Source organism: candidate division Zixibacteria bacterium HGW-Zixibacteria-1 (assembly GCA_002838945.1).
In the GTDB taxonomy this organism is placed as follows: Bacteria; Zixibacteria; MSB-5A5; order GN15; family PGXB01; genus PGXB01.
Genome location: PGXB01000056.1, coordinates 1 through 19,489 on the forward strand (window position 1 = coordinate 1; position 19,489 = coordinate 19,489).

The following is a 19,489-nucleotide window of genomic DNA, read 5'->3' on the forward strand; positions in this document are numbered from 1 at the left end:
ACTAGACAGGCTTAAAAACCTGAGGGAAGGAACAGTTTCATCCCGGTCCGCTTTAATATATCAATTCCTTTGAGAATAAGATACAAGGGAAGGATCCGAAATCCCCGATTGTTATCGGGGATGAAGCGGTTCTGCCTATTTTATTTTAAGTTTTCCTCTTGCCATTTCCTCAAAACATCCTATCTTTCCTAAGTGGATTGCCACATCTTTGAATGACATCTCGGCGAGAATTTACGAATATTAAAGGGACGGACAGATGTGGACCCGCCGCGGCGGGCCGCACACAAAGGAACATGGATTATATTAAATTCAGTTGCAAAGCCTGCGGATATGAAATTATTGTCGATAGCGACAATAAATCATATTTTATTACATGCCGGAACTGCCAAACCTTAAATGCAATCCCTCAGGCGATAGTTGAGCATAGACCGGATAATGCTGGTTTGAGAAAGAAAAATAACTCTCTGCCTGAATCAGAAATCAGCATATCGAAAAAGAAGGAAATTTATAAGAGGTATTTTCCAATTGCTTGCTGGCTCGGGGGATTCATGGCATTTATTATATATCTTAATATTAAGACCGACGGAATTACGGTGTCATTCCAAAATCAGAATCCGTTGTTGTTCAAACTTATTAAATATACGGCGCATATTGGCATACTCTTGGTTGTAAGTGGGATAATCTGTATAGCTGGCTATTTATATATAAAATGTGCACGACCTGGGAAAATCATTGATCCATTTTCCATATTGTATTACAAAGAGGATAAAATCCAGGAACTTGTTCCTATTGGGCTTGCAATTGGTTTGATTGTTTTGATTGAAATTGTCCTTTATTTATTTAAATAGCAATTATTTAATGTCACTATTATTTTACTGCCGGGCCACACCCGCCTTCGCCCCTTCGGGTCTCAGGCAGGGGATTTCGACCTGCCCAAAGAATTACAAATATTTTGCCTTGCGGCCGTAGAAGAGGTCGTCGGCCCAGACGGCCAGTTGCCGCGCCACAACCGAGCGTTTGATGGCGGTGCGGGTGATATCATGCACTAAGGCTTCAGGGTGACTGTACGGACAGACTTTCATGCACAGACCGCAGTCCGTGCCCATCATCCGCCAATAGTGCAAGCATTTCTCTATATTCAACTGCCATTTGAGGACACCGCGCACGTCGGTCTTACTTCCGAACGGGATGGCTCCCGAGGGGCAGTTTTCGGCGCATTTGAGACAGCGCTCGCAGAAATCCTGCACGCCGAAGGAAATCGGTTCATCGGTCAACAGCGGCAGGTCGGTCGTGACGGCGCCGAGCCGCACCCGCGCACCCAGTTGCGGCGAGATAAGGTAGCCCATCCGGCCCAGTTCACCGAGGCCGGCATCATGCGCCACCGGGGGCAGCATGATCTGGTAGTTGCTTCCGGCCATGTGCGCGCGCGCCGGCCAGCCCAGCGAGCGAATGTATGAAGCCAGCGCGATCGAGATATTGGCACCGAAAAGATATGATGTCGCGGATTCTTCGGTGATCGGCAGATCGGGCGCCGTTTCGACATGCGCGTAATCCATCTCGACCGTAAACGGGATAACATACTTATGATTGTTGGCAATCGGCACGCCCCATTTTTCGGGGCCCCGGCCGACATGCGAATAAACCCACTTCGGGTTGAGCTCGGCGATACCGACCTCGACCGCACCGAGATCGATCGTCAGATCTTTGATGATGTCGGTCATCTCATCGGGGTCGATGACATGACGGTTGGGATTGACCGGCCCGTCAACCTTGTCGAGCATTCCTTCGATGACGGCAAAAATATGACTGATATGTTCCGATTGTATCGAATCATATAACCTGCCGCCCGGCTCCAGCAGCTCCGGCAGTTTTCGCAGGCGGTCGTCGATCTCTTTTTTCCCGGGGCGCATAGCATAGTATCGGTCATATTTTTCAGTGCCCGGTTTGTACTCTTCGCGGGCAAAAATAACATCGCGCTCATCGACCCGGTCCGAGACCGCGCCGATTTCGAGCGCCTTGCGCGTTCCCAGCGGCAGGAATAAAAGCAGCGTAAAGATCAATATTATGCCGACAGCAGAGAGCATCGCCGTATTGGAAATGTTCAGGTAGAAATATATGCCAAACCACAGCAAACAGAATATAAGAAAAGTCATCGTTGCGACAATGGCCGAACGCGGTTTGCTCTCCCTGATGGAAGTGACAGCAAAAAGCCCGAAGAAACCGACGATGATAATTCCGGTTATAAAAAAACTTATTTGAATCAGGTTCATATTCTTTCCATTCGCATATTCAAAGGTAGTAAAAAACTGCGGCAATATCAAGCCGGATCGCTGAAAACGAAAAATGCCCGCCGTTGCAACGGGCGGGCATTTAATGAATACTTCGCTATCCTAAAAATCAGCGCCGATCGAAAAATATGATTTGGGATGCGCCGCGACAGTGGCCCAGTCAGTGTTCCAGGCGAGGTCATATCGCAGCACGAAAATGCCGAGGTTGGCGCGGATACCAAAGCCGAACGCCGACTTGATGTCTTTCAGATGTGCGGTTCCATCGGCTGATGTGCCGCCCTTGAAATTGTCGCCTTCCCAGGCCGCGCCCATATCATAGAACCAGTTGCCGGTCACATAGCCGATGGTCAGCGGCAGGGGGAAATTCATTTTCAGGTAATCGACAAACGGGTAGCGGAACTCGAAATTGGCCAGGAAGTACTTATCACCGGAAAAATCGAAATAATTATAACCGCGGAGAGGTGTGACGATCTGGGAGAAGTACAGGTTTTCGACATCGTACACTTCGGCATCGACCGTGGTACTTCCGATTTTATTCGAAGTGCCGCCGAGGAAATATCTTTTCGGGGTATCGCCCCAGGAAGCGCCGCCGGAAAGGCGGAAAGCCATCGAAAAGAGGCTCTTGATATGCCAGTACTTGCGGTAATCGAGTTCGGCGGCATAGTATGAAATATCGCTGGCATTGAACAAATCGATGGCGCCTTCGAGATCCAGCCGGGAACGCCGGCCGTTCAGTGGGCCGGTGACGCCCCAGATAATATTATCCTGCACGAAGCCGATGCCGGCCGTGGTGACTTTGGAGGAGCGGTCGGGGCGCGGGTCGATGACGTCATGATATTTGCGATCGATGAAATATTGTGAGGCATAAGCCTCGGCCCGGAAGAAGGTCGAAAACGGATATGATGCATATCCCTGGAAACCATAGAAGCGATCCGAAAAGAGCAGGTCGTAGTTGTCGATATAGAAATTTTTGGTATGGAAGGCGCCGACGCCGAAGTTCGTCCGCAATTTATTGTACAGATAGAAAATGCTGATATTGGTTTGATCGATGGTGTTAACCAGATCGGTAATAAGATATATCTGGTGGTCCCCGAGATAGTCGGAGAAGACAAAGACCGACTGCCCACGCAAACCAAAGAATGTATCATAGGAAAAACCGCCGTTGACATAGTCCGGCGTGAATTTGACCTTGTAGTCATACACTTTGTACTCTCCGGAAGGAAGCGTATTGTTGCTGGCAATCGAATCAAAGGCGGATAGCCGCTGTTTTTCGAGATATTCATCCCGGCTCTGGTCGAAAGTGACATCGGAGAATATCGTATCGAGCGGATCGGGCTGGTGCGGCTCGGCAACAAAAATATAATCGCCGTCCTCGATCCGGGTAGAATCCGGCGCAACCGGTTTGGTTTCGGCCGGTTCTTCGGCGACTTCAGTACTGTCTGCGGCCGTTTCAGTTACCTCGGTACTATCTTCGACTTTCTCGGCAACCTCGGTACTGTCCGCGATAGCTTCGCTTTCTTCTGCGGTTACGGTTGCAGTATCGTCAGCCGCGGACGCAGCTTCATGCGCCTCGAGGGCGGATTCTTTATCGACAAGTGTATCCTCAACCGGCTCCTCATCTGCATTGAGGGCATATTGCACCGATGGCTTGCCGTAGAGTCCTTTGACAAAATCGGTCGGTTCGAGGACACCGTTGTTGCCGACCGGTTTGAGGTCCTTCAGGAGATAGACATCGAAGCCGCCATTGCCGAAAGATGAAAAAGCGATTTTATCGCCCTCAGGTGACCATGAGGGATTATCGACACCGGTCAGGATGTCGATAATGGCATATGTTGTCGATGAGTCAAGATGGGTAATATAAAGATTGTCGATGCCATTGCGGTTGGACACAAAGACGACCCGGTCGCCTGTCGGGGAGACCTGCGGGCTGTGATTCTGTCCCGGTCCGCAATGAATCGGCTTGATTGTCCCGGATTCGATATCGCCCGCGAACAAACTGTAGTTGGCATAGTCGAATTTGCTGTAGATGGTCCACCAGTCGAGCGAATCTTCGGGCGTATAGTCGGGATTCGTAAGAATGAAATCATTATCGGGATGCGGGCGGCTGGAGGAAAAAGCGATGTGCCGCGAATCGGGGAACCATGAGGGTTCCGTATCATCGAACGTATCGTTTTTCAGGTTCATGGTTTCATCTTTTTCGATATCGTATATAATAATTTCTCGCTTACGACCGTCGAGACCCGAAAAGGCTATTTTTTTGCCGTCCGGCGACCAGACCGGATCAAGGATGCTATTGAAGTTGAAATGTTTTCTCTTGTAAATATTTTTGTCTTTCACGGTCAGAAAATAGATCGCATCACGGCCCTGAGTTTTTACGACAAAGGCGATTCGTTCTCCGTCCGGCGAAAAGGTCACCCCGGAATAGTAGTAATGCAGCGATTCCAGATCGCCGGATCGCTCCGCCTTTACAAGGCGATCGATCAACTGCCCGTCGATCGCGGAGATCAGATATACCTCGGTGTAATCCTTGCGGTCGGAATATATGGCCAGCCGATCGCCTTTGGGTGAAAAGATCGGATTGCCGTTGTAGTTGGAGCCGTCCTTGGTGTGGTCGGTCAGCGGTTTGGCGAATTCTTTGGCTTCCTTCCTTTTGGCAATCTCCGGCCAGTAACGCCGTTTCATTTCCTTCGCGAAATTCTCATAGAAATCTTTGGTTTCGATTCCGGCCGAGGCTTTCATGGCCTTGTTGGATGTCAGAAGCACCTTGCCCTTGGCAAGAAATTCGCCGATTTTTTGTTCACCGTAATTGTCGACAATATAGTTGATCATCGCCTGACCCTGCTTATAGGCCAGGTAGCCGCCGAGATACATAGGCGGCATCAGGTAATTATTGATAGTGGCGTCACGCACGACCATGTCGGCATAGTAATCCCAGCCGTATCGTGAAGAATATTCGGCGTAACCTTCGGCGAACCAGAGCGGCAGATCAAACAGCCGCTGACGCGACAACAGCGATGAAAACATATTGCCGAACAGCATGTCATAAGTGACGGCATGGGTCAACTCATGATGCAGGACATGCCGGAAATCCTCGGTCGAACCATTGAAAGGAATCGCGATACGATTTTTAAATGCTTCGGTAAAACCGCCGACACCTTCGGGAAGAAGCGACGGTATAATATTTGTCTGCTGAAAATCATTGGGTGAATTGTAAATAAAAACCGGAACCCGGCGGCTCAGGTGGTAGTTCAATTGATCCGAAACGACGACATAAGCCGATTCCAGCACCGATGAGGCGAATTTGGCGGTTTCATACATCTGGTCTGCAAAATAGATATCGAAATGCCTCGTTTGAATATATTGCCACTCGAACTGCTTGAACTGAACCTTGTTTTTGCCGAAATACTTTTCCTGACCGAAGGCCAACCCCGAGGCCAGAATTATAAGTAAAACCCAAAAGAGTGTTTTCTTTGCCATTTTATTCGTTCCAATAAATTAAGTTTATATAAATCAGTTATCAATTCACTCTTTTTATATCGGCCCCCAATGAAGAAAGCTTTTCATCCAGCATTGAATATCCGCGGTCGACATGATACACTCTCAACAGTTCGCTGGTTCCTTCCGCCGCCAGGCAGGCCAGGGTCAGGCCGGCGCCGCCGCGAATTTCCGAGGCCATGACCGACGCGCCCTTCAGTTTACTGACGCCGTTCAGGGTGGCTTCGTTCATTGCCACCGTAATATCGGCCCCGAGACGGCGCAATTCCATCATATGGCTGAACCTATCTTCAAAAACAGTTTCCTTTATACGACTTGTTCCCGAAGCGATTGTTGCAACTGCCATTATGCAGGGCAAAAGATCGGTCGGGAAGCCCGGAAAAGGAAAAGTAACCACTTTAATCGGCTTCGGAATTTTAGGGCCTTTTATAAAGATACTATTTTTTTTCTCGTTTATTTCACAACCCATCTCAATTAATTTACGGGAGACCATGGTTAAATGCGAAGGATCGATGCCCTTTATTTCGGCCGAGCCGCCGGTTATAGCGGCGCCGCACATATACGTTCCGGCCACCAGTCGATCGCCGGTAACCTTATATGAGGCCGGCTTAAGCGATTTAACCCCTTCGACAATAACACTGGCCGTGCCGGCTCCGCTGATTTTCGCTCCGCAGGCATTGAGAAAGCGAGCGACATCGACCACTTCGGGATCGCAGGCGGCATTGATTATATGGGTCGTGCCTTTGGCCGTAACCGTTCCGAACAGGATATTTTCCGTTCCGGTGTGCGACGGGCGGTCGAAATAGACGGTCGTTCCCTTCAGCTGTTTTGCCCGGGCAATAATATATCCGGCATCCTCGGTTATCTCGGCGCCGAGCGTCCGGAACCCCTGAATGTGGTAGTCAACCGGGCGGGGGCCGAGCGTGCAGCCGCCGGGAAGCGATACTTTAGCTTCGCCGGTGCGCGCCAGTAGCGGACCCAGGACCAGAAATGAAGCTCTCATCTGGCGCATCAAATCATAGGGCGCGACATTATCGTTGATTTGCGAACAGTCGATTTCCATCCGCATCTTTTTCGGATCGTATTCGATTTTGGCCCCGATAAACTCGAGAACCTTGCGGATAGTATAGATGTCCTTTAAGGGAGGAATATTATCAAGGACGGAAACACCCTTTTTGAGAAGAATCGTCGATGCGATAATGGGCAGGGCGGCGTTTTTCGAGCCCTCGACCTTAATACTTCCATTTAGTTTCCTGCCGCCATTTATTACGAATTTATCCATTCCTAATCCTTATAATGAATATTGTTGTCTTTAGTTCAATCATTTATGCCATTATTAAGGATATCCATTTATTAATTCCACCGCAATAAAAATGTCCTCGTGGCAATGGAGGGACCCGGGCGAATTGTTCAAAACCGCCCGGGTCGCAGAGGAAGAAAGGCATAGGTCCAAAAGATGCTTTAATTTTTTGTCGGTGCCTCCGCCAATGCCGCTTTTACCCAGATTTCCTGTTTTTCCGGCATCTGCATTCCTCGGCCGCCTCCGGGTGGGCCGCCACCCATTCCGCCCCCGGGACGACCTCCTGCAATACCACCGCCGCTGCCCCCGGGAAAGCCGTCGCCCCCACCCGGCCTTCCGCCTTCAGGCCGTTTCCTTCCTTCCGGCATGGCGCCCCATTCCGAACCGATCCCGATAATTTGCCCCGAGGTGGCGGCCGATTTATATAAGTCATTGTCCGAAGCCCTGATCGGGATTCGGAATTCATAGGTGTATATCGTGTAAAACTGATGAGGAAACGGCTGGCGCATGTGATTTCCTTTCAATGATTCAATTTCTCATTCTTTTCAAAGACAATTTGTCCGCAGTAATGGTCGAATCCAAAAGTGGTTTTTTTCAAATGGCAGGGGGGGGATGAAACAAATTGTTACAAACTGCCGACTGGCGGCGGTTTATTGCTCCCGCCGTATTTTATTATCCAGCGGTTTGCTTAAAAGAAGTAGCGAATTTTCACGTCTTTAACGCGTTGTGAAATACGATTATATCATCGCTTAATTGTATAATTACTTCCATCGAGTTGAAATGACTTGACACAGCCTTTAAACCCCGCTATATTTTTTTTGCCCTCGGGGAATATCATCAACAACCTGACAGCGAGGGCATGCGACATTAAGACAGCATCAATCGACCGACAATGGATTGTCTCAGGAGGCAGCCCTGATGGCTTCATCGATCACCAAAGATATCTGGACATATATTTTTATTGCCATAATCGTGGTCATGGGCATCGAAATATTATACCTGTTCAAACAAAACCGTGAACTGAGGGCGATTATCGAAAATCCCAAAGAGCATCTGGGAATGCTTGAAGAGGAGCAGACCGTTCCGCCTTTTACGGCAGTCGATATATTTAATGATACAATAACGGTCTCATACGGGCCGGATCAGCCCTATACCATGCTTTTCTGGCTGTCGTCGGAATGTTCGGTGTGCAAGGACAATCTGCCGTTCTGGAACCGCCTCTATGAAGAGCGGACCAATGAGCATATCCGGTATCTCGGCATGTGCGCCGATTCGCGGCAGGCGGCACTCGAGTATGCATCGGAATACGGGATATTGTTTCCGGTGGTTTGTCCCGATGACCCGCAGATTCTGGATAGTTATAAAGGAAATATCCTTCCACAGACAATATTCATTTCGCCCCAGGGCAGCATATTAAAAGTATGGCCGGGAGCCCTGGCGCAGGGAAAGGAAGATCAAATCCTGGCTATACTGCAACAACTTCAATCATAAGAGCAACGAGGAGGTGAGATCTGATGATGAAGAAAATGAAAGCAATGGTCCTGCTGTTCGCGTTTCTGGCAATCTTTATCGGCGGCTTCACGACCATGACAGCCCCGCAGGCTAATGCCATTAAGTGCTGCTGGGTCATGGTATGCACCGTTAATCCACCGATCATTTGCTGGGAAGAATGCCGTCCCTGTCCGCGTTTCCCATGATCCTGTTAATAATGCCGCTACCGGCATAGATATCAGGTTTTTGGTAGAAATTGTATAATACTAATGCGCCGGGCAATCCCGCCCGGCGTATTATACTTAATGAAAATTAAAAATGGTTTTCGGAAATAGTGAATATTACGGGTGGGTGACAATATAATTGGAATAAACAAACTGCCCGATATCGCCGGTAAATAAAATCCGGCCGTCTTTCAATAAAATAGATTTGGCGTACTTTGAATCACCGATAGCGACCGCCGTATCGCTCGGCGTTTTTCTGACATAGAAGTAGTGCCGGCTCCAGTCGGCGATCTCGTAGGACAGGTAGTTATATCCGGTCATCATGGCGGGCCAGCGGGGTCGTGCCGTGCCGCTCATGGAAAAAAGAGTCTCGGGCCTGACACCATAGATATTGTTTCTGACGACATAAAAATCAGGCGACTTGCCGGTGAAATAAAGAAAAGTATCTTCGGATAGGATCGTCGGATCCCATCCTTTCGGGACCAGCGGCGACATGTCGCCGGAATCGGTGACTACGAATATCGAGTCATTCCTGCTGGCGACAAGGATGCTGTCGCGGATATAGGCGATGGACAGGAAGCTGTCGGGGATGGATGACTCCCGGTGCGACATATCGAAGAGACTCTGGTAATTGATGCGCCCGGCGTCGAGATAGGCCAGGTTGTTATTATTGAAGCTGACCGTCGGTGAATGATAGCCGAGGCCGTGAACCAGTTTCTGGCGCTGTAACGAAGCCACGGAAACACGAAAGATACCGCTGTAGTAGCTGTCCGAAGTGTCGGTGGAAATGTAATATATATATGTACCGTCGGATGACAAGGCCGGTTCTGTCTCGATGGTCACGTAGGTTGGATTATCGTCGGGCGATGAACCATAATATTCATCCCCGCAGGCCACGAAGATCGTGAATATTATTAAAAACAGAACGCTATACTTCAAACTCCGTTCCCTTCATCATATCGCGGACCCGCGTAAGAAATTCGATTGTAACCGGCTCGATATAATCCGGGTAGGTCCATGGCAATGCCTTAAACTTTCTCTTTTCATATATTAATGTCGTTTCGGCAAAAATGCCGTCCCTGAGATAAATTCGATGGGCATAATCTTTGGTCGAAGCCAGGGTCAAAGAGGCCAGCGTCAGTATCCCGGGATCGATATTGATTTTGCGAAAAACAAAATCGCCCACTTTTTCACCGAATTTTTCCTCAAGTTTATTCGTCCATAGTTTTATTTCGGCCAATTTGTCGCGCTCGACCATCTTTTCGAAGGCAAAAAATTTCCGTTTCAGGTCATCACCCATCTCTTCGCGGTAATAGGTGGTATGCAGGAAATCAATATCATCGGTCTCGATTTCCACCCGCCCGTATTTTTTTTCGATCTCTCCGGCGGCGGCATCCATGGCGCCGATCGAAGAATAAATGACCGACACGATCAGCCGTCCCGGCAGAGGTTCTTTTATTCGTCCCATTTATAATCTCCTGCTTCTTCTCATTGTATCAAATTTGATCCTGCTCATCAATATGAAAATCATTTTTTCGAACCGCAGACTTGCAGGCAGAGGCCGCATATGTATGTTCCGATATTCTCGGGGCGGGCGAATTCCGAGACTTTTTCATAACAGGTTTTAAGATTGAAATCTTCGTAATTCTCACCGATGGCGCCGACCGGACAGGCCGCGATGCAGGCATAACAATCACCGCAGTCCGACTGACAGGGATTGTCAGGTTCCAGTTCCAGGTCGGTCAAAATTGTCACCAACCGAATCCGGGAGCCGAATTTTTCACTGACCAGCAGATTATTGCGTCCGCGCCAGCCCAGGCCGGCCCTATAAGCGATTTCCCGGTGCGACAGGTGCGCCCGCATTGGTTTCCATTTCAATATCTGTGAGGCCGGGATCGGGATGGCTTTATATCCAAGTGTGATAATCTCTGAAGATACGGCAAAGGCGATATCGTTCAGGACATGGTTAATCTGCCGGTAATGCGATTTGTAGAGGTCATTGGGGCGGTCGATGAGGGTGTCCAGGACCGCCGCCGATACCGGCACGCCGACCGAGATGGCAGTATTCAAGGATTTCGAGATTTCTTTTATTTCGAAATGGAAGGTATCGCGGAGGTCGTCGATACGGCAAACGCCGAACAGCCGCCCGCCCATATTACCGGCCAGATGTTGCAAGTTTGTTTTTATCAAAGAGATATCCATAAGGCTATTATACGAAATTGGATGGGAAAGGTAAATGAAAAGCCAGTATTTTACGGTTGCAAAAAGTTGGATAAGAAGATATATTAAATTTCCTGTAATTTGACGGAGGATATAAAACATGAAATACAAGCCGGTTAAAGCTGCCAGAGGAACCAAGCTTACCTGTAAGGGGTGGGCGCAGGAAGCCGCTTTCAGGATGCTAAACAACAACCTCGATCCCGACGTGGCCGAAAAACCGAAAGAACTAATTATTTACGGCGGTATTGGAAAGGCCGCCCGCAACTGGGATTGTTACGGCGCTATTATAAAATCTCTGAAATCACTTGAAAATGATGAAACGCTTCTGGTTCAATCAGGTAAACCGGTCGGTATTTTCAGAACTCATGAATATGCTCCGCGGGTGTTGATTGCCAACAGCAATCTGGTTCCCAAATGGGCCACCTGGGAAAAATTCCGTCAACTCGACAAGCTGGGCCTGATTATGTTCGGCCAGATGACGGCCGGGAGCTGGATTTATATCGGAACGCAGGGAATCCTCCAGGGCACCTATGAAACTTTCGCCGCGCTTGGTGAGCAGCATTTCGGCGGGGATATGGCCGGACGCTGGATCCTTACCGGCGGCATGGGTGGCATGAGCGGCGCCCAGCCGATGGCCGCAACCATGGCCGGGGCATCGATTCTTTGTATCGAAGTGGATGAGGCCCGCATCAACCGGCGTGTAAAGATGGGCTTCTGCGATATTAAGGTCAAGACGCTCGACAAAGCATTAAAGCTGGTAAAAGAAAATAACAAAAGCAAAACCCCGATCTCGATCGGCCTGGTCGGTAACTGCGCTGAGATGTTTCCGGAGATTTTCCGCCGGGGCATTATTCCCGATGTGGTGACCGATCAAACCTCGGCCCATGATGAATTAAACGGTTATATTCCGGAAGGTCTGACCATCACCGAGGCCGACCGTCTGCGCAAGAGCAATCCCCGCGAATATATTGACCGGGCCTATGAATCGATGGTGAAACACTGTGGAGCCATGGTCAAATTTCTGAGGGCCGGATCCATCGTTTTCGATTATGGCAACAATTTGAGGGGTCAGGCGGAAAAAGGCGGCCTGAAAGAGGCCTTCGAGTTTCCCGGTTTTGTCCCGGCCTATATTCGGCCGCTCTTTTGCGAGGGCAAAGGGCCGTTCCGGTGGGTCGCGCTGTCCGGCGATCCAGCCGACATTCATCTGACCGATGAGGTCATTCTGAAGGAATTCAAGAATAATCGTTCTCTATGCCGATGGATAAAGATGGCCCACGACAAGGTTCCGTTCCAGGGACTTCCGGCCAGAATCTGCTGGCTGGGTTATGGCGAGAGGGCCAAATTCGGCGAAATAATCAACGATCTGGTTAAAAAAGGCAAGATCAAGGCTCCGATTGTTATCGGCCGCGACCATCTCGACTGCGGCTCGGTGGCTTCGCCGTACCGCGAAACCGAAGCTATGAAAGACGGCTCCGACGCCATCGCCGACTGGCCGCTTTTGAACGGCCTTCTCAATGCCGTTTCCGGGGCGAGCTGGGTTTCAATTCATCACGGCGGCGGAGTCGGGATGGGCAACGCCATTCATGCCGGGCAGGTGATTGTCGCCGACGGTACCGATTTGATGAAGGAGCGGCTGAACCGGGTTTTGACCAATGATCCGGGGATCGGGGTGGCCCGGCATGTCGACGCCGGCTATAAAGAAGCGATCAGTTGTGCCCGGAAGCATGACATAAAAATTCCGATGCTGAAGAAATAATCTGCGGATGTGCGGTCGGCATTTTGGGTAATCAAATATGAATAATGATTCGGCCGGCGGGGCTAGTGGATTTATACACCCTCCGGCTTTATTATTTATATGCAAACCATCTTGTGTTCCATCAGGAAATATTATAATTCACTATGGTTGATTTTTTCGGATTATGTCATTAAATTGGACCTGTTATATTGCTGTGTTATTAAACATTAAAAGGAACACCTGAAACAGAGTGTAAGTGTCACAATTATGCCCCTTGCAAAAAAAGCCACTCTCCTGATTAAAAATATCAGCCAACTGATTACGATGGCCGGCCCGGTTCCAAGGCTGGGCGCTCAGATGAAAGATCTTGGTCTGATCGAATCCGCCGCGGTCGCCCTTGCCGGAGAAGAAGTCCTGGCGGTCGGCAAGTCCGAAGAAGTCGAAGGACATGTCGATCTGGCGGAAGGATGTCAGGTTATCGACGCCCGCCGGGGTGTTGTCACGCCCGGCCTGATTGACCCGCATACGCATCCGGTCTTTTCCCGAACCAGGGAAAATGAATTCGAGATGCGGATACAGGGAAAAACTTATATGGAAATAGCCGCCGCCGGTGGCGGAATCAGGGCCTCCGTCAGGGACCTGCGAAAGATCGACCGGGAAGAACTTATGCTCAAAACAAAAGAGCGTTTGAATTCTCTCCTGTCCTTCGGCGTGACCACGATCGAGGCCAAGTCGGGCTATGGTCTTTCGACCGAGTCCGAAATAAAATCGCTGGAAATAATTCGCGATCTCAACGAAACGCTTGCCATTGATTTGATTCCGACTTTCCTCGGAGCGCATGAGGTTCCCGATGAATACCGTGACAAGCGGCCGGCTTATATCAAACTGCTGACCGATGAAATGATACCGAGGGTCGTTAAAGGGAAACTGGCCGAATTTTGCGATATTTTCTGTGAAGAAGGGGTTTTCAGTATCGAGGAGTCGCGGACCATAATGACTGCGGCCAAAAAGCATGGTCTCAAACTCAAGTTTCATGCCGACGAACTGGCCTCGAGCGGCGGGGCCGAACTGGCCGCCGAGATGGGCGCGGTTTCGGCCGATCATATCGTTTATGCTTCCGATGCCGGTATCAAAGCCATGGCGGCCTCGGGCACGGCGGCGGTCTTGCTTCCGGGGACCTGTTTTTCACTCAATTCCGGGCATTATGCCCGGGCCCGGGATATGATCAATGCCGGCGTAACCGTGGCGCTTTCCACCGACTACAATCCCGGATCGAGTTTTACCGAGTCGCTTCCGCTGATGGTAACCCTGGCGGCACTGAATTACCGGATGACTGCGGCCGAGTCGATTTCGGCCATCACGGTCAATGCCGCTTGCGCCATTAACCGGGGCGGCAAAATCGGGCAGTTAATTGCCGGCTTGCCGGGCGACCTGGTTGTCTGGAAAATGTGCGATTACCGGGAGTTGCCGTATCATTACGGTGTCAATCTGGTCAAAAGTGTTATAAAAAAGGGGAAAGTCGTTATATAATAACCATATTCCCGAAACTTCGGGCCGGGTCGGTTGTTAAAGTTATGATGACATTTTTTCGCCATATTATCCTGATCGGCCTGCTCGGGCTGCTTCCTGTCGGGTGCGCAGTTTACAGCTTTTCTCCGGGGGGGAAGTCGTCGATCAAGTCAATCGCGGTCCGGCAGTTCGAAAATAAAACGATTGAATCAGGATTGTCCAGTCGTATGACCGATCTGGTGGTCGATGCCTTTATTGCCGATGGTAATCTTAAAGTTGTTTCGGAGAGCGATGCCGATGCGGTTATGGCGGGCGAGTTGAACAGCTACGAGCGTAAAGCGCACACTTTCGACGAGGCCGACAATGTCTCGCAGTATGTCGTCAAGGTCGTTTTCAACATTGTTCTGCAGGATGGGTCCGACGGCAATGAAATATGGAAAGAATCTTTCTACAGTGAGGGGGTCTATTCCGCCGATACTGAGACTGAAGATGACGGCCAGGCGCGGGCGGCGGAAAAACTTGTGGTCGATGTTTTGAATCGCACGACCAAGAACTGGTAATTTTTGTTTGACAGTTATGGTGTAAATTATATATTCTTAATATTGAGGGTGATCATGAAAGCCAAAAATTATTCATTTCTTTTTATCCCGGCGGCGATACTGTTTATTTTCGCGGGTGCAGTTTTGGCCGATGAAAACAATTCGAATGTCGGAACATCGGTCTTCGATTTTCTGAAGATTCAGGCCGGGGCGCGGCCGGTGGCCATGGGCGGCGCCTTTACCGGTGTGGCCGATGATGAAGCCTCGCTGTATTACAACCCGGCCGGGGTGGTCGATCTTGAGGGTAGGCATTTTATTGCCGGCTATCACAACAATATTTTTGATATGCAGTCGGGTTTTCTTGGATACATTCATCCTCTCCGCGAAGGGCAGAAGCTTTCGGTGTATGTCAATTATCTGAATTACGGCAGCTTTGACCGGACCACCGTCGATGGCGAAGTGATCGGCGATTTTTCCGGCGGCGATTTGCTTCTGGCGACTTCATATGCCCGTGAGATGAACGAGCGGATCGATGTCGGTGTGACCGGCAAATTTATCTATGAAAAAATCGATGAATACTCCGCAAGCGGATTCGCTTTCGACCTGGGCCTGAAATATTCGCTGAATGACCGTAACAGTACCACTTTCGGCCTGATGATGCAGAATCTTGGGACACAGCTTTCGACTTACGTTTCCGGCGGCGACAAGGAATCGCTTCCGCTGACCATCCGCGGCGGCGGTTCGACACATCCCCGGGGATTGCCGGTGGTGGTCGCGGCTGATGTAATTTATCCGACCGACAATGATGTTTATTTTGCGGTCGGCGCCGAACTGGTGAGCACGCGGCCGCTTTTTATCCGGGCGGGATGGACCAATCTTGGCGAAAACTACAAAACCGGCGCCGGCAGTGATGACCTGGCCGGGTTCTCGGCCGGTATCGGTCTCGAGTCCAATAAATTGCAGATATCATATACTGTTTCGCCGCAGGCGGAACTTGGGACAAGTCACCGAATCACCTTTACTGGAGGTATTTGATAGATTGTCTAGGAAAATTTTCTGGCTGGGATTCCCCATCCTTCTAAGTTTCATTGTCTTGTCGGGGGGCTGCTCCGGTCGCGGCGACGGTTCGCCCAGGGATACGGTGACCCAGTTGTTCGGGGCGATGGAGAACAACGATCGCGCCACCGTGGCGCACCTGCTGGATCTTCCGGCTTTAATGAATATCAAGGGCCAGGATTACGCCCTGCAGCGCCCTGAGCCGAGAGTGTTTTATAATCCCGAAGATATTCTCGATGATTTGACCGAAGAAGGCGTCACCAAAACCCGCTGGTTTTCGATGCAGCGCGTGATGGGGCAGAGCGAAATACAGGGCGACACCGCTTTTGTCGAGATTTCGTTTATCGACAAGCAATCCAATGTTCAGTACTATAACAAGTTTGGTCTGCACAAAGTTGACGGCCGCTGGAAAATTTACAGCTTCAAGACGATAGGCAGCTAAGTCTATTCCCGTGGTGGGAAATTCGCTCCGGGGCGACCGGAGCCTTTAATTCATAAGTAACTGTTTTTTGGGCATTCGGTGGGCTATGGACAAAGGCAAAATTAAATCCATCGATCGCAGCAAAGGTTTCGGTTTTATCGAAACCGATGACGGCGATAAAATATTTTTCCATCAAAGGTGGCTGCGAAAAATCAAGTTTCGCGATTTGAGTGAAGGGGCCGAGGTGGTCTTCTCGGTCAACAACGGCCCGCGCGGGCCGCGCGCCTATCATCTTTGTCTGGCCGGCCTGGACGACGAAGAATCGGCCAGAGTGCGGCGTGTCGAAGATCTCTTCAAAGACTAATCAGGGATAAGCATAAATAAAATGGAGAGCCTACCGCTACGGGGATAGAGGGGGCGACCCCCAATAATGAGGTTACGGTAAACTCCCGTAATTCAATCTATCGTTCGATTTTCGTTTTGTCAAGCATTTATAAACAGGAGTATATTGGTCTGGAATTTGAATGATTGGATATTCGAATTATAAATTGACCGGTTCACGCCACAGTCAAACTGGGCAATATTTTATTCTTGGATTTTTTAAATAATTATATATCTTTATCTTATGGGTCGTTTTTAATTTATCTTTTCTTTTTGAAAAACGGCTTTAAAAATTAAGATTGACCGGCAAGGTTCTATCTGCCTATGTCCTAAGTAATTTAGGGAGGTCGATATGTTTTTACGTTTATCCATAATTTGTGGAATAATCGGTCTTATTGCTTTGAGTTGTGCAACACCAGGGGCAGTCAAATATAACAGATTATTAGGCTTAGAAAATGAATATATTTTCAGAGCCTCAAGCATATTTCCTGATAGCCTACAAAACAATAATAGCGATTTTTATAATAGCGTATTAATTTCAGGACAAGATAGTAATTACATCTTCGTCTGGTGTGATGAGTACCCTGACTTAATAGCTATCACAATATATTTCTATAATAATAGTGGAACCACACTGGAATTTAGACCCGAAAATTGTTTTCTTAAAGACAACTATTCAATCCTGCTGACTCAACTTATGCCCCATGAAGCTGCTAATCTAATTGCATCACAAACCACATCAATTCCGCCTTATACTCCGAAATATGACTATGTAGTATCTTCTCAGACAACTGGCAAATTAAACATGTATGATTATGGGACGGGGTATTACTCGGGAAGCTATACTGAAAATACCGATTATGAGATCGAGGCCAAAGAGGATCCCTATAACCAACTTGGTTATACGATTGGTGCTGCAATAGCAAAAAGTCAAAATAATAAACTAATGGAATGTGCGGCATTTTTTTATGACAATGGGCTGGTTGGTTGTCTGATACCAGACAAAAGCGCTATTTATGGTTCTTTATTTTGGAAAAACAAAACAAACTCTTATCCACTAAGATTTAATTTTAATTGTGATTATATGTCATTTGAATTTCTCTTTGATAAGAAATTGGGTAATTCACTTTCAAACGAATAAAATTTCAATATGTATAAAAGAGTGTAATGAATTAGAAAAAAATGGGTCGCAGGACTCCAATCAAATTGGAACATGCTTCTCACCGAAGCATAGATTTAATAAGTCATTAACTGGCATTGCGAATTAAATATGAGAAAAGGCAAAAAATTACGCGAGAAAGCCGAGAGATGGGTTCCAAATCCGAATGACCCTTCCGGCGATGATAAGAAATTACTCGTGGAATTTCTATTAAAACATTGTGATGGATATAAAAACGCCATATCGATTGGCCGTGTTCTTCAAGAGGTAAGATTCAAGGATGAGTATACTCGCGAATTGCTTCAGCATAGAATTATTGTTCCATTAAGAGAAGAAAACGACTTATTTATTGGAACAAGTAATAAAGGAATATTTCTAATAAATGATGCCGATGATGCATATAAGACCATTTCATTTTATACCAATAGAATTAGGGCAGAAAAAAAACATTTAAGAAACCTAAAGAAAATAGCTAAAAAAAATGAGTTATTTAAGTCATTTAATATTGACCCCAAAAGAGCAAACAAAATAAAGAAATACATTTATTTGGATGAGTCGGGTGTACCAAGCCTAAAAAATATGAAAACAGACCCATATTTTATTGTTGGTGCTCTTGTGCTGGATGGAACCGATTTAAGGCGACAATTGGCAAGGAAATTAGCATTTATAAAAGACCTAATCGGAAAACCAAAGGATTATGAATTAAAGTCTACAAGATTAAATGAAAAGCAATATGCTGACATTCTGAGGGAATTATCAATTATTGACTATGAGTTTGCGGCCATTTGTTTCATTAAAGATAAGCTGACGGGACATGGATTCAGTTATCCAAAGTCTTTTTATAAATATGCATATGATTTTTTGATAAATGATGTCTTTGATGATATTGGCGAAGTAAATTTGTATTTTGATGAATATGGTGGAGTTAATACGAAATTTCAGGCGGAGTTTTTTTAAGTACATTAAGAATAAAAGTTTTATTTATCCTATTCAGCAGGCTCAAGCCGAAATGCTAAAAAGTCAATATAATCCACTTATTCAAATGGCTGATATTCTCATTGGTACCATAAAGTTTCAATTAAAGGGAAATAATCGACTTCTATCACTAATAGAAGATAAAATTATAGACATAAAATACTTTCCATATAGGGATTAAACAATTGACAGCTTTACTATTGCCCGGAGCCTTTGCTCCGGGGTTTTTTAAAACCATATTTTGTGATTATGCGACCCCTCCCTATTACAAAATTCTATCCGATTTCCCCGCCATAATAATCGAAACGCAAAAAATTATCTTGAAATTTCGCGGAATTCGTTATCAAGATGCCATTTCAATGGGTTTTCAAGAATATATTTCCGGATTTGGTATAATTCATTTTCATCGCGCATAACGTGGTCATAGAAAGAACGCTGCCAGAGTTTGACGGATTTATCCAGAATATTATTGCTTTCAATATATTTGATCCATTTGCGCGCCGATAATGATTTGAATGCACCGACAATTTCACCCAATTTTGGCCTGCCCTTGTCATAAATAATATATGTATTATCTTTTGTAGGGGCGGGGCTTGTTGTATTGTATCAGGAGATTGATTACAGAATGTATCAGGACATATGTTACAGTATAGGGTATTTTCCTTCTTTAGATGAGGAGGAATGTCATGCCCTGGG

Annotated in this window: 19 protein-coding genes; 11 read left to right on the top strand and 8 right to left on the bottom strand. The window is 47.6% G+C overall.

Annotated elements, in window-relative coordinates; translation table 11 throughout:
* Positions 1 to 293: 293 nt before the first annotated feature.
* On the top strand, positions 294 to 848 hold the full coding sequence (locus CVT49_15190) for a hypothetical protein (GenBank protein ID PKK82131.1): 555 nt from the start codon (positions 294 to 296) through the stop codon (positions 846 to 848).
* Between the two features lie 93 nt (positions 849 to 941).
* On the opposite strand, the gene CVT49_15195 is transcribed toward CVT49_15190, so the two are convergent.
* The 4 genes from CVT49_15195 to CVT49_15210 all read right to left on the bottom strand — a co-directional run bounded on the left by CVT49_15195 (position 942) and on the right by CVT49_15210 (position 7,592).
* Entirely contained in the window at positions 942 to 2,321 is a 1,380-nt protein-coding gene (locus CVT49_15195) for a reductive dehalogenase (GenBank protein ID PKK82132.1), read from the bottom strand.
* 69 nt (positions 2,322 to 2,390) lie between these two features.
* A complete protein-coding gene (locus CVT49_15200; protein PKK82133.1) occupies positions 2,391 to 5,765 on the bottom strand; it encodes a hypothetical protein in 3,375 nt (1,124 codons plus the stop codon).
* A 40-nt stretch (positions 5,766 to 5,805) separates the two neighbouring features.
* Positions 5,806 to 7,065 carry a UDP-N-acetylglucosamine 1-carboxyvinyltransferase gene (gene murA, locus CVT49_15205; protein ID PKK82134.1) on the bottom strand — a complete coding sequence of 420 codons (1,260 nt, stop codon included), beginning with the start codon at positions 7,063 to 7,065 and terminating at the stop codon, positions 5,806 to 5,808.
* A gap of 179 nt (positions 7,066 to 7,244) precedes the next feature.
* Entirely contained in the window at positions 7,245 to 7,592 is a 348-nt protein-coding gene (locus tag CVT49_15210; GenBank protein ID PKK82135.1) for a hypothetical protein, read from the bottom strand.
* Positions 7,593 to 8,001: 409 nt separating this feature from the next.
* On the opposite strand from CVT49_15210, the gene CVT49_15215 reads away from it, so the two are divergent.
* Positions 8,002 to 8,574 carry a hypothetical protein gene (locus CVT49_15215; protein PKK82136.1) on the top strand — a complete coding sequence of 191 codons (573 nt, stop codon included), beginning with the start codon at positions 8,002 to 8,004 and terminating at the stop codon, positions 8,572 to 8,574.
* A 23-nt stretch (positions 8,575 to 8,597) separates the two neighbouring features.
* Positions 8,598 to 8,780, top strand: coding sequence for a hypothetical protein (locus CVT49_15220; GenBank protein ID PKK82137.1), 183 nt, complete (start codon positions 8,598 to 8,600; stop codon positions 8,778 to 8,780).
* 135 nt (positions 8,781 to 8,915) lie between these two features.
* Here the strand turns inward: CVT49_15220 and CVT49_15225 are convergent, their stop codons facing one another.
* Genes CVT49_15225 through CVT49_15235 form a run of 3 tightly spaced genes read right to left on the bottom strand, consistent with a single transcriptional unit; the run spans position 8,916 to position 11,120 of the window.
* On the bottom strand, positions 8,916 to 9,737 hold the full coding sequence (locus CVT49_15225; GenBank protein ID PKK82138.1) for a hypothetical protein: 822 nt from the start codon (positions 9,735 to 9,737) through the stop codon (positions 8,916 to 8,918).
* On the bottom strand, positions 9,727 to 10,266 hold the full coding sequence (locus CVT49_15230; protein PKK82139.1) for a DUF4416 domain-containing protein: 540 nt from the start codon (positions 10,264 to 10,266) through the stop codon (positions 9,727 to 9,729). Before CVT49_15230 ends, CVT49_15225 begins: the two co-directional genes overlap by 11 nt.
* 59 nt (positions 10,267 to 10,325) lie before the next feature.
* Positions 10,326 to 11,120, bottom strand: a complete 795-nt coding sequence (locus CVT49_15235) for a hypothetical protein (GenBank protein PKK82140.1) — start codon at positions 11,118 to 11,120, stop codon at positions 10,326 to 10,328.
* Here CVT49_15235 and hutU point away from each other — a divergent pair.
* The 8 genes from hutU (at position 11,119) to CVT49_15275 (ending at position 18,775) form a co-directional block, all read left to right on the top strand.
* Positions 11,119 to 12,774: a urocanate hydratase gene (gene hutU / locus CVT49_15240; protein ID PKK82141.1), complete on the top strand. Its 1,656-nt coding sequence runs from the start codon at positions 11,119 to 11,121 to the stop codon at positions 12,772 to 12,774. The genes CVT49_15235 and hutU overlap by 2 nt on opposite strands.
* 246 nt (positions 12,775 to 13,020) lie before the next feature.
* Positions 13,021 to 14,283 carry an imidazolonepropionase gene (locus CVT49_15245; GenBank protein PKK82142.1) on the top strand — a complete coding sequence of 421 codons (1,263 nt, stop codon included), beginning with the start codon at positions 13,021 to 13,023 and terminating at the stop codon, positions 14,281 to 14,283.
* Between the two features lie 44 nt (positions 14,284 to 14,327).
* Complete coding sequence (locus CVT49_15250; protein ID PKK82143.1) at positions 14,328 to 14,822, top strand: hypothetical protein; 495 nt, start codon at positions 14,328 to 14,330, stop codon at positions 14,820 to 14,822.
* A 54-nt stretch (positions 14,823 to 14,876) separates the two neighbouring features.
* Complete coding sequence (locus tag CVT49_15255) at positions 14,877 to 15,836, top strand: hypothetical protein (GenBank protein ID PKK82144.1); 960 nt, start codon at positions 14,877 to 14,879, stop codon at positions 15,834 to 15,836.
* A 4-nt stretch (positions 15,837 to 15,840) separates the two neighbouring features.
* A complete protein-coding gene (locus CVT49_15260; protein ID PKK82145.1) occupies positions 15,841 to 16,299 on the top strand; it encodes a hypothetical protein in 459 nt (152 codons plus the stop codon).
* 67 nt (positions 16,300 to 16,366) lie between these two features.
* Positions 16,367 to 16,642, top strand: coding sequence for a cold-shock protein (locus CVT49_15265; GenBank protein ID PKK82146.1), 276 nt, complete (start codon positions 16,367 to 16,369; stop codon positions 16,640 to 16,642).
* Between the two features lie 369 nt (positions 16,643 to 17,011).
* The gene (locus CVT49_15270) at positions 17,012 to 17,800 is read left to right on the top strand and encodes a hypothetical protein (protein PKK82147.1); all 789 of its coding nucleotides are present in this window, start codon (positions 17,012 to 17,014) and stop codon (positions 17,798 to 17,800) included.
* A 129-nt stretch (positions 17,801 to 17,929) separates the two neighbouring features.
* Positions 17,930 to 18,775: a DUF3800 domain-containing protein gene (locus CVT49_15275; GenBank protein ID PKK82148.1), complete on the top strand. Its 846-nt coding sequence runs from the start codon at positions 17,930 to 17,932 to the stop codon at positions 18,773 to 18,775.
* A gap of 333 nt (positions 18,776 to 19,108) precedes the next feature.
* On the opposite strand, the gene CVT49_15280 is transcribed toward CVT49_15275, so the two are convergent.
* Positions 19,109 to 19,330 carry a hypothetical protein gene (locus tag CVT49_15280; GenBank protein PKK82149.1) on the bottom strand — a complete coding sequence of 74 codons (222 nt, stop codon included), beginning with the start codon at positions 19,328 to 19,330 and terminating at the stop codon, positions 19,109 to 19,111.
* Positions 19,331 to 19,489 lie beyond the last annotated feature (159 nt).